Source organism: Synechococcus sp. CCY 0621, assembly GCF_019038465.1.
GTDB lineage: Bacteria > Cyanobacteriota > Cyanobacteriia > PCC-6307 > Cyanobiaceae > Cyanobium.
On the sequence record NZ_JAFKRH010000038.1, the window covers coordinates 183,835 to 193,485 of the forward strand.

Here is a 9,651-nt window from a genome sequence, read left to right on the forward strand (position 1 = left end):
GCTCAGCCCAGGCCCAGCAGACGTTTCAGACCCGGAGCCATCGCCCGGGCTGCTTTGCCGCGGCTGCCCAGCCGGCTCTTGAGGTGCTCCCCCATGGCGGCATAGCTGCAACCGGCTTCGCGCACATGGAAGATCGGGTCGTAGCCGCCGCCATGGCCCGAAGCTTCCCGCAGGATCAGCCCCCGGCAGAGCCCTTCCGACTCCAGCACCACCTCACCGGTGGGGTCGGCGAGGGCCATCGCGCTCACGAAGGTGCCGCCGCGGTAGAGGGAATCGCCGAGCTCGTGCAGCAGCCGGTGGATCCGCTCGTGGTCGGTGGGGGCATATCGGGCCGAATGCAGACCCGGGCGGCCATCGAGGGCGTCCACCTCCAGTCCCGAATCATCGGCCAGCGACCAGCAACCGGTGAGAGAGGCCACGGTGGAGGCCTTCAGCCGCGCGTTCTCCGCATAGGTGTGGCCCGTCTCCTCGATCTCCAGGCCCTTGGGCTGCTGTCGCACCTCCAGACCAGCCGCCTCGAGCATCGCCGAGATCTCGGCCACCTTGTGAGGGTTGCCGCTGGCGATCACCAGCACCGGGCGGGAAGGGGAGAGGGTCAAGCCGGGCCCACGGGGGGCCCCATTGTGGTGCAGAGAGGTGTGGCGGGCGCTGAAGGGGTGGGGCAGGACGGGTTGAACATTCCACCCCCGGAAAACTCCAGGGTTCCTGCCCCGGGGCGGACGATAGGGAATTCGCCGCCGATCGGACGAATCGAGCGGTCAACATTGCGCGACCGGTGACGGGCGACGGACAGATTCGCCCTTAGGTTGCCAGCACCCTTTGGGCGCCGGAGGGCGATGCAGTCGAGCCTGGTCCTACAGAACCTGCTCTCAGCGCCGGTGCTGTTCTTCTTTCTGGGCATCCTCGGGGTGCTGGTGGGCTCCGACCTGGAGATCCCCTCCCCGCTGCCGAAGCTCTTCTCCCTTTACCTGCTGCTGGCCATCGGCTTCAAGGGGGGAATGGAGCTGGCCCACAGCGGCCTCGGTCCCCAGGTGCTGCTGACGATTGGTGCGGCGGTGGTGATGTCATTGCTGGTGCCCCTGACGAGCTTCCTGCTCTTGCGGCTGCGCCTGGATGGCTACAACGCCGCGGCCATCGCCGCCTCCTATGGCTCGATCAGCGCCGTGACCTTCATCACGGCCGAGAGCTTCCTCAATGTGCTGGAGGTGAACTTCGACGGCTTCATGGTGGCGGCCCTGGCCCTGATGGAATCGCCGGCGATCGTGGTGGGGGTGATCCTGGCCAAGCTCTCGGCCCCGGCCGAGGATCGGGAGTCCGCCGGGGACCAGGAGAACGGCTCGGATCTGGAGAATGGCGGGGGGAGTCTGCGCTGGCGGGAAGTGCTCCAGGAGGCCTTTCTCAACGGTTCGGTGTACCTGTTGATCGGCAGTCTGGTGATCGGCTATGTGGTGGCCGCCTTCAGCCCGGCGGGGCTGGAGAAGATGGATCCCTTCACCGAAAAACTGTTCTACGGAGCCCTCTGTTTCTTCCTGCTCGACATGGGCATCGTGGCGGCGCAGCGGCTACGGGACCTGCGCCAGACGGGGGCCTTCCTGATCGGCTTCTCCCTGCTGGCCCCCCCCGTGCACGCCCTGGTGGGACTGCTGGTCAGTGCCCTGCTGGGCCTGAGCCAGGGCAACACCCTGCTGTTCATGGTGCTCTGCGCCAGCGCCTCCTACATCGCCGTGCCGGCGGCGATGCGCATGACCGTTCCGCAGGCCAACCCGAGCCTGTACATCTCCACGGCCCTGGGCCTCACCTTCCCCTTCAATGTGGTGATCGGAATTCCTCTGTACATGGCGCTGACCCGATACGTCATCCCCGTCGGCTGAGCCCAGGCCCCACATCATCCCCTCGCCAAACCGTCGCCCCGACACCATGAAACGCATCGATCTGTTTCTCAGCGAACGGGAGTTGAACCGGGTCTGCAAGGCCATCACCGCAGCCGGGGCCAAGGGCTATTCGGTGATGCGGCACGTCACGGGCATGGGGCCGTCCGGGGAGATCTCCGAAGGGATGGATTTCAGCGGGCTGGGGGCCAATGCCCATGTGATCGTGTTCGTCGAGGACACCGTGCTGGCGGCCGTGAGCAAAGCCCTGAAGCCCCTGCTGAAGCGCTATGGCGGCGTGGGCTTCGTCTCCAGCGCCGAGCCCCTCTGAACCGGGCTGGCGGCCCCGCAGCGACCGCGCCGGAAGCAGCGATCAAGCAAAGCTTGCTTTTTGTGTTGCACTGATCAGCTGCTCTTATCAGCCGATCGCAAAACCTTGATGGCCGCCGGGCCGCCAATCGCTTGACGGAGGGTTTGACGGAGGAGCAAGGTTGCACACGAACATTCCACCCCCCTCCTCCAGGAGCAGGTAATGGCAAACGAAACCATGGGCATCGCCCTCGGCATGATCGAGACACGCGGTCTGGTCCCCGCCATCGAAGCGGCTGACGCCATGACCAAAGCCGCCGAAGTGCGTCTCATTGGTCGCGAATTCGTCGGCGGCGGCTACGTCACCGTCCTGGTGCGGGGTGAAACCGGTGCCGTCAACGCCGCCGTTCGCGCCGGCGCCGACGCCTGCGAGCGGGTGGGTGATGGCCTGGTGGCCGCCCACATCATCGCCCGTCCCCACCGTGAAGTGGAGCCGGCGCTGAACAGCAGCTTCGGCCTGGGATCGAAGGACTGAGCGGTCAAGGCGACCCTCTGATTTTTCATCCGAACCCATCCGAACAATCCCATGAGCAAGAAGTACGACGCCGGGGTCAAGGAGTACCGCGACACTTACTGGACTCCCGATTACGTCCCCCTCGACACCGACCTGCTGGCCTGCTTCAAGTGCACCGGCCAGGAAGGTGTGCCCAAGGAAGAAGTGGCTGCCGCCGTGGCCGCCGAGTCCTCCACCGGCACCTGGTCCACTGTGTGGTCCGAGCTCCTCACCGATCTCGACTTCTACAAGGGCCGCTGCTACCGCATCGAAGACGTCCCTGGTGACAAGGAGTCGTTCTATGCCTTCATCGCCTACCCCCTCGACCTGTTCGAGGAAGGCTCGGTGACCAACGTGCTCACCTCCCTGGTGGGCAACGTGTTCGGCTTCAAGGCCCTGCGTCACCTGCGTCTGGAAGACATCCGCTTCCCGATGGCCTTCATCAAGACCTGCCCCGGCCCGCCGAACGGCATCTGCGTCGAACGCGACCGGATGAACAAGTACGGCCGTCCCCTGCTGGGTTGCACCATCAAGCCGAAGCTCGGCCTCTCCGGCAAGAACTACGGCCGGGTGGTCTACGAATGCCTCCGCGGTGGCCTCGACTTCACCAAGGACGACGAGAACATCAACTCCCAGCCCTTCCAGCGCTGGCAGAACCGTTTCGAGTTCGTGGCCGAAGCCGTCCAGCTCGCCCAGGAAGAAACCGGCGAGAAGAAGGGGCATTACCTCAACTGCACCGCCGCCACTCCTGAGGAGATGTACGAGCGGGCTGAGTTCGCCAAGGAACTCGGGCAGCCGATCATCATGCACGACTACATCACCGGTGGCTTCACGGCCAACACCGGTCTGTCGAAGTGGTGCCGCAAGAACGGCATGCTGCTGCACATTCACCGCGCCATGCACGCGGTGATCGACCGCCATCCCAAGCACGGCATCCACTTCCGGGTGCTGGCCAAGTGCCTGCGCCTCTCCGGTGGCGACCAGCTGCACACCGGCACCGTGGTGGGCAAGCTCGAGGGTGACCGTCAGACCACCCTGGGCTTCATCGACCAGCTGCGCGAATCCTTCATCCCCGAAGACCGCACCCGCGGCAACTTCTTCGATCAGGACTGGGGTTCGATGCCCGGCGTCTTCGCCGTGGCCTCCGGCGGCATCCACGTGTGGCACATGCCCGCCCTGGTTGCCATCTTCGGTGACGACTCCGTTCTCCAGTTCGGTGGTGGCACCCACGGTCACCCCTGGGGCTCGGCCGCCGGCGCCGCCGCCAACCGGGTGGCCCTGGAAGCCTGCGTCAAGGCCCGCAACGCCGGCCGCGAGATCGAGAAGGAAGGCCGCGACATCCTCATGGAAGCCGCCAAGCACAGCCCCGAGCTGGCCATCGCCCTCGAGACCTGGAAGGAAATCAAGTTCGAGTTCGACACCGTCGACAAGCTCGACGTCGGCTGAACCGACACCCGGCCCCCTGCCTTGCCACCGCTGACCGAAGGAGCACCCTCCGGAGGTCAGCGGAGCTGGGCTCCTTATCCCATTCCCCTCAAGGATCCCCATGCCCTTCAAGAGCACCGTGGGTGACTACCAAACAGTCGCCACCCTGGAGACCTTCGGCTTCCTCCCGCCGATGACCCAGGACGAGATCTATGACCAGATCGCTTACATCATTGCCCAGGGCTGGAGCCCCCTGGTCGAGCACGTCCACCCCAGCCGCTCCATGGCCACCTACTGGTCGTTCTGGAAGCTGCCCTTCTTCGGTGAGAAGGATCTCGGGGTGATCGTGAACGAACTGGAGTCCTGCCACCGGGCCTATCCGGACCATCACGTGCGCCTCGTCGGCTACGACGCCTACACCCAGAGTCAAGGCGCCTGCTTCGTTGTGTTCGAAGGCCGCTGATCCAGCGGTTCCAGCGGATCCCGGCCGGCGGTCGGGATCCATCACTTTTGATCATCCATTCACGGGGCGGACATGGCCAGGACCACCAGTCGGGAAGCAGCTCTGGAGCGCCGTAAGGCCCTCACCAACGGCGGCAAGAAGGCCTCCAGCCAGTTCATGTCCTCCCCGGGCAGGGTGCGCACGGCCGCCGACGCCCAGCGCAGCCGCACCGAAGCGGTGAGTGCCGCGCCTGCCGCAGCGGCCCCGGCCCCGGCCCCGGCGGCCCAACGCCCCGCCGCCACCCCCCGTCGTGGTGGTGCTTCCTCCCTGACCGCCTCCAGCGTCTCCGGCCATCGCAGCAACGCCAAGCCGTTGGCGAACCCCAGCCGGAACCTGGTGCTGGAGCGCCGCGAAGCCCTCTCCCGCCGCGGCAAACGCGCCGATACGTCCAGTGACCGCACCCGTCAGGAGGTGATGCGCGCCACCAAGGCGAGCGTCGCCGCGGCCACCCCCGTCGCGGCCGCCAGCAGCGACCGCCCCTGTGGCTGCAAGGACGCCAAGGCGGCTTCTGCCGCCGGCACCAGCGCGTCCTCCGGCCTCGGGGCCTCCCTGGCCAACCGCCAATCCCGCAACGGTGAGCGCCGCGGCGTCGCCAAGCGCACCGCCCAGCACAACCCCAGCCGGGCCATCGTCATGGCCAGGCGCGAGGCCCTTTCCAAACGGGGCAAATCCGCCAGCGCCCCCACCAGTGCCGTGGCCGCTTCGGTGGCACGCCAGGCGAACCCCGACATGAGCAGCCGCGAGCTGGCCCAGAAGGTGCGCGAACTGAAGTGCAAGGTGGGCTCCGCGGGCAGCTCCCGCAGCGGTGGCTCCCGTCCCACCGGCCCCCGACGCGGCCAGGCCAAGATCGATGCCGCCGCCGATGCCCACTGGAAGGTGGGCGTGAGTGAAACGGTCCGGGGCCAGGTGGTCACCGGCACCCAGGCGAACCGTTCGCTCAAGACCACCGGCAACGAGGCCAGCACCTGCAGGCCGGTCACCGGGACCGAGTACCTGGGCGCCGAGATCTTCCGCACCTTCTGCCAGAGCGATCCCACCCCCCTGCAGCCTGCCAAGGTGCGGGTGAGCGCCACCAGCCACGGCAACCGGGTCACGGGCAACGAAGTGGGTCGCTCCGAGAAGGTCACCGGCGACGAGCCCGGCACCTGCAAAAACGTCACTGGCACCGAGTACATCTCCGCCAACCAGAGCGCCGCCTGGTGCGGCACCACCAACCCCTCCCCCCGCAAGGTGGCCTTCACCCGCACCACCGAGGGCCGGCCGGTCTCCGGGGTAAGCGTGGAGCGCTCCGAAAAAGTCACCGGCAACGAACCTGGCTCCAATCGCCAGCTCACCGGCACCCAGTACATGGACGACCAGGCCCAGGTGCCAGGCCGTGCCCCCGCCAAGGTGAGCAGCCTGCACACCCTGCGCGGCACCGGCATCACCGGCACCCACGTGGGCCGCAGCGAGCACGTGACCGGCGACGAGCCGGGCTCCTGCCGCCTGGTGACCGGCGACGAATACATCGGCACCCAGCAGTTCGAACAGTTCTGCGGTGTGAAACCGGCGCCGGAAGCCGCCAAGGTGGGCTTCAGCGTCACCAACAAGGCGTTGGTGGTGAGCGGCACCCGCACCGGCCGTTCCGAGAAGGTCACCGGCGATGAGCCCGGCACCTGCAAGGCCGTCACCGGCACCCCCTACGCCGGCATGGAGCAGGCCGGCACCTGGTGCTCCTCCGACCGGGTGGCCGAGATCCGCCAGCGCACCCCCGCCCGCATGGGCACCGTGATGACCGGCCTCCAGCCCGGCATCGGCGGTGTCATGACCGGCGCCGAGCGCGGCGCCTGCGAAGACATCACCGGCACCCCCTACATCGGTGGCGACCAACTGACAGAGGCCTGCGGCGCCGCCACCAGCCACGACGCCGACTTCCCCCAGCCCCTCACCGGGCAACCCTGGCAGCAGTTCAGCGTCCAGTCGCCGGCACGGGCCGCCCACACCGCCCAGAGCTCACGCCAGCGCCCCGGTGGCGTCACCGGCAACAGCTACGAGCAGGGCAACCGCATCACCGGCCCCTTCGACATGGCCGCCGACAAGGTGACCGGCACCGAACAGTTCCGCTTCGACCGGCGCGGGCCGGCGCCGGTCCGGCAGCGCCAAGCGGCCGCCCCGGTGAGCGTGGACGAAGATGCCCGTCCCACCTCCCGGGTCACCGGTGAGGGTCTCTCCGCCGGCCTGAACATCACCGGTGATGACTGGGGACGGGGCAAGCACGTGACCGGAACCGAGGGGGCCTCGGCACGCCGCCGCAACCCCAGCAGGGTCGGTGCGATGGCGGCCATGCCCAGCTTCCAGAGCAAGCGCAACGAGGACCTGCCCGAGCCCACCAACAAGATCACCGGATCCAGCGGCAGCACCAACTCCGGTTCCCTGATCACGGTCTCCGGCGGAGCCCGGGGCTGATCCCTGATGCCCCGCCGCCCGGCCCCCACCATCCGTCCCCTTGCTCCCAGCGCCCCCCGGCGCCGGCCTGATGCTCCCGGTGGCGCCGATCTCCCCCGGCGCCTGGCGGCCGTCCGGCTCGGACAGGGGGCCGCAGGCCTGCATCCACTGACGGACAGCGCCGCCAACGCCGCCCTCGAGAGCTACGACCGCGGCGTCAAGGACGCCTTCGATCGGATCGTGCCCGTGCTCAAGCGCCTGTCGGCCCTGCAGCACGACGATGACTTCGTGGAGCGCGCCCAGGCCCTGGCCCAGGCCGAGCTCGGATTCTGCCTGCCTCTGCCGATCCTGGAGAAGGCCTGGGTCAGCCAGCTCGACATGCGCAGCCTGTTCGCCTGGTGCGTCTTCGAAACCTACGAACAGACCAGCGACGGCTTCTTCCGCGACGATCCCCTGCACGGCCAGCCCGGCAGCCCGGCGGCGGACGAATTCAACGCCTTTCTGCTCTCCTGCGGTTTCCACCTGCTGGATGCCACCCCCTGCGCCGATGGACGCCTGGCCCATGCCATCGCCTTCGCCCTGCGGCTGCCCTTCAGCTCGGTGCGCCGCCGGCCCCATGCCGGTGCCCTGTTCGATGTGGAGAACACGGTCAACCGCTGGGTCAAGACCGAACACCGCCGCTACCGGGAGGGCGTTCCCAACCCCGCCCACGACGACACCCGTTACCTCAAGGTGGTGCTCTACCACTTCAGTTCCCGTGACCCCTCCCACGAGGGCTGCGCCGCCCACGGCAGTGACGACGCCATGGCCGCCAGCTGCGGCCGGGCGCGGCTGATGGAGTTCCAGCAGGCGGTGGAGAACAGCTTCTGCTGCGGCGCCTCCGTCGACCTGCTGCTGCTGGGTATCGACACCGACACCGACGCCATCCGGGTGCACGTGCCGGGGATGGATGGCAGCACCCGGCTGGATCACTGGCTGGATGCCACCACGGTGTACGAGGCGACGCGCCACCTGCAGCCCGAGGAGGCCCGACGCCGGATCGCTGAGCTGGCCACGGCGGCGGCGGCCAGCACGCCCGATCCCGGCATGGTCCGCCTGATCGCCCGGCTGCTGGAGCACAACATCTCCCAGATCGACTACGTGCGCCAGTACCACCACGGCCACTACGCCGATGCCGGCCATGCCGAGCGCTTCATCGGCGTGGGGATCGGCTTCAAGGAGATCCACCTGCGCAACCTCACCTACTTCGCCTACATGGACACCGTTGAGGAGGGGGCCCCCGACATGGACGTGGGGGTGAAGATCTTCAAGGGCCTCAATGTGTCGCGTGGCCTGCCGGTGCCTGTGGTGGTGCGCTTCGATTACAACGGCAAGGTGCCCGGTGCCCGGGAGAGGGCGGTGCGCCATGCCCAGCGGGTGCAGGAAGCGATCGAGAACCGGTACCCGGATCTGTTCGCCCAGGGCCTGCTGCATGCCCTGCTCACCGTGCGCGACCAGGAACGGCACACGCCCGCCGAGGCGGTAGGTTCCACCATCAGCCTCACCACCGCAGGAGGGCACTGACCATGTTGATCTGCAAAGTGGTCAAGCCCCTGGTCTCGACCAATCGCATCCCCGATTTCGAGCACAAGCATCTGCAGGTGGTCCAGGACGGCAGCACCCAGAAGGTGGCCGTTGACGCGGTGGGCTGCATCCCCGGCGACTGGGTGATCTGCGTGGGCAGCTCGGCGGCCCGGGAAGCGGCAGGCAGCAAGTCCTATCCCAGTGATCTCACGATCGTGGGGATCATCGACCACTGGGATCCCGACGCCGGCAAGGCCAGCCCGCCCCCGAGCGGCACCCCGGCCACCCAGGCAGGTGCCGCCTGATGGAGATCATGCAGGTCACCGGTTCCCTGGTCTGCTCCCAGCGGGTTCCCGGCCTCGAGCACTGGAATCTGCGGGTGCTGCGCAGCCCCAAGGGCAAGCTCAGCGTCGCGGTGGATCCCGTCGGTGCCGCCCCCGGCAACTGGGTGTTCACCGCCAGTGGTTCGGCCGCCCGCTTCGCCTGCGGCAACCCGGAGACGCACACCGACCTGACCATCGGCGGCATCATTGACTTCTGGGAGCCGGACGGGTAAGCGCCGGGGGGTCCCGCCCCTGGCGGCCTGCCTCCTGTCGAGCATCTCCACTCCAGTTCCTCCGCCCCGCGCCCGTCCCATGGCCAGCCGCACCCCCCGCACCGGTCCCGACGCCACCCCCACGCCGGTTCCTTCCACCCCGGCGCCGGCCGCCAAACCGGCGACACCCGCGGCGGTTGCAGCGGCCGTGGCTGGCAACTCCGCAGCCCCAGCCGGGGGCGGCACCCCACCGGCCCTGCCACCGGCGGTGGCGGCCAAATCGGTGGCCAAACCGGTGGGTGCCAAGCCAGCGGCCGCCACCAAGGCACCCCGGGCGGCCCGCGCCACCGCACCGGCCCGCCAGCCGCGGCGAACTCCCGCCACCACCGCCCGCTCCAGCGCCTCCAGCCCCAGCCGCCGCGGCAGCGGCGGCGCCGGCACCCCCCCCCCCCCACCCCCCCCCCCCACACAC

The 9,651-nt window shown here is 68.4% G+C and carries 10 protein-coding genes and 1 pseudogene; 10 read left to right on the top strand and 1 reads right to left on the bottom strand.

Going from position 1 to position 9,651, the window contains the following annotated elements:
- Nucleotides 1-2: 2 nt before the first annotated feature.
- Nucleotides 3-599 carry a non-canonical purine NTP pyrophosphatase gene (locus tag KUG43_RS13145; protein ID WP_286194753.1) on the bottom strand — a complete coding sequence of 199 codons (597 nt, stop codon included), beginning with the start codon at nucleotides 597-599 and terminating at the stop codon, nucleotides 3-5.
- Between the two features lie 237 nt (nucleotides 600-836).
- Between KUG43_RS13145 and KUG43_RS13150 the strand changes: the two genes are divergently transcribed.
- From KUG43_RS13150 to KUG43_RS13195, 10 genes and pseudogenes are all read left to right on the top strand, one after another.
- Nucleotides 837-1,871: a sodium-dependent bicarbonate transport family permease gene (locus tag KUG43_RS13150; protein WP_216909736.1), complete on the top strand. Its 1,035-nt coding sequence runs from the start codon at nucleotides 837-839 to the stop codon at nucleotides 1,869-1,871.
- A gap of 46 nt (nucleotides 1,872-1,917) precedes the next feature.
- Nucleotides 1,918-2,199: a P-II family nitrogen regulator gene (locus KUG43_RS13155; RefSeq protein ID WP_216909738.1), complete on the top strand. Its 282-nt coding sequence runs from the start codon at nucleotides 1,918-1,920 to the stop codon at nucleotides 2,197-2,199.
- Nucleotides 2,200-2,400: 201 nt separating this feature from the next.
- The gene (csoS1, locus tag KUG43_RS13160) at nucleotides 2,401-2,712 is read left to right on the top strand and encodes an alpha-carboxysome major shell protein CsoS1 (RefSeq protein ID WP_015107695.1); all 312 of its coding nucleotides are present in this window, start codon (nucleotides 2,401-2,403) and stop codon (nucleotides 2,710-2,712) included.
- A 51-nt stretch (nucleotides 2,713-2,763) separates the two neighbouring features.
- Nucleotides 2,764-4,176, top strand: a complete 1,413-nt coding sequence (locus KUG43_RS13165) for a form I ribulose bisphosphate carboxylase large subunit (RefSeq protein ID WP_216909740.1) — start codon at nucleotides 2,764-2,766, stop codon at nucleotides 4,174-4,176.
- A 100-nt stretch (nucleotides 4,177-4,276) separates the two neighbouring features.
- A complete protein-coding gene (locus KUG43_RS13170; protein ID WP_094586905.1) occupies nucleotides 4,277-4,618 on the top strand; it encodes a ribulose bisphosphate carboxylase small subunit in 342 nt (113 codons plus the stop codon).
- 72 nt (nucleotides 4,619-4,690) lie between these two features.
- Nucleotides 4,691-7,102, top strand: a complete 2,412-nt coding sequence (gene csoS2 / locus KUG43_RS13175) for an alpha-carboxysome scaffolding protein CsoS2 (RefSeq protein ID WP_216909742.1) — start codon at nucleotides 4,691-4,693, stop codon at nucleotides 7,100-7,102.
- A 6-nt stretch (nucleotides 7,103-7,108) separates the two neighbouring features.
- Nucleotides 7,109-8,644, top strand: coding sequence for a carboxysome shell carbonic anhydrase (locus tag KUG43_RS13180; protein WP_216909744.1), 1,536 nt, complete (start codon nucleotides 7,109-7,111; stop codon nucleotides 8,642-8,644).
- Between the two features lie 2 nt (nucleotides 8,645-8,646).
- Nucleotides 8,647-8,949 (top strand): alpha-carboxysome shell vertex protein CsoS4, encoded by a 303-nt coding sequence (gene csoS4, locus KUG43_RS13185; RefSeq protein ID WP_216909746.1) that lies wholly within the window; start codon nucleotides 8,647-8,649, stop codon nucleotides 8,947-8,949.
- The gene (locus KUG43_RS13190) at nucleotides 8,949-9,200 is read left to right on the top strand and encodes a carboxysome peptide B (protein WP_216909748.1); all 252 of its coding nucleotides are present in this window, start codon (nucleotides 8,949-8,951) and stop codon (nucleotides 9,198-9,200) included. The genes csoS4 and KUG43_RS13190 overlap by 1 nt, the downstream gene beginning before the upstream one ends.
- Before the next feature lie 79 nt (nucleotides 9,201-9,279).
- Nucleotides 9,280-9,651: pseudogene (locus KUG43_RS13195) on the top strand (hypothetical protein); the annotation flags it as partial.

Coding starts and splice junctions, on each gene's coding strand:
- csoS1 (WP_015107695.1), top strand. CDS start 2,401: ATGGCAAACGAAACCATGGGCATCGCCCTCGGCATGATCGAGACACGC.
- KUG43_RS13180 (WP_216909744.1), top strand. CDS start 7,109: ATGCCCCGCCGCCCGGCCCCCACCATCCGTCCCCTTGCTCCCAGCGCC.
- KUG43_RS13190 (WP_216909748.1), top strand. CDS start 8,949: ATGGAGATCATGCAGGTCACCGGTTCCCTGGTCTGCTCCCAGCGGGTT.
- KUG43_RS13165 (WP_216909740.1), top strand. CDS start 2,764: ATGAGCAAGAAGTACGACGCCGGGGTCAAGGAGTACCGCGACACTTAC.
- csoS2 (WP_216909742.1), top strand. CDS start 4,691: ATGGCCAGGACCACCAGTCGGGAAGCAGCTCTGGAGCGCCGTAAGGCC.
- KUG43_RS13155 (WP_216909738.1), top strand. CDS start 1,918: ATGAAACGCATCGATCTGTTTCTCAGCGAACGGGAGTTGAACCGGGTC.
- csoS4 (WP_216909746.1), top strand. CDS start 8,647: ATGTTGATCTGCAAAGTGGTCAAGCCCCTGGTCTCGACCAATCGCATC.
- KUG43_RS13170 (WP_094586905.1), top strand. CDS start 4,277: ATGCCCTTCAAGAGCACCGTGGGTGACTACCAAACAGTCGCCACCCTG.
- KUG43_RS13150 (WP_216909736.1), top strand. CDS start 837: ATGCAGTCGAGCCTGGTCCTACAGAACCTGCTCTCAGCGCCGGTGCTG.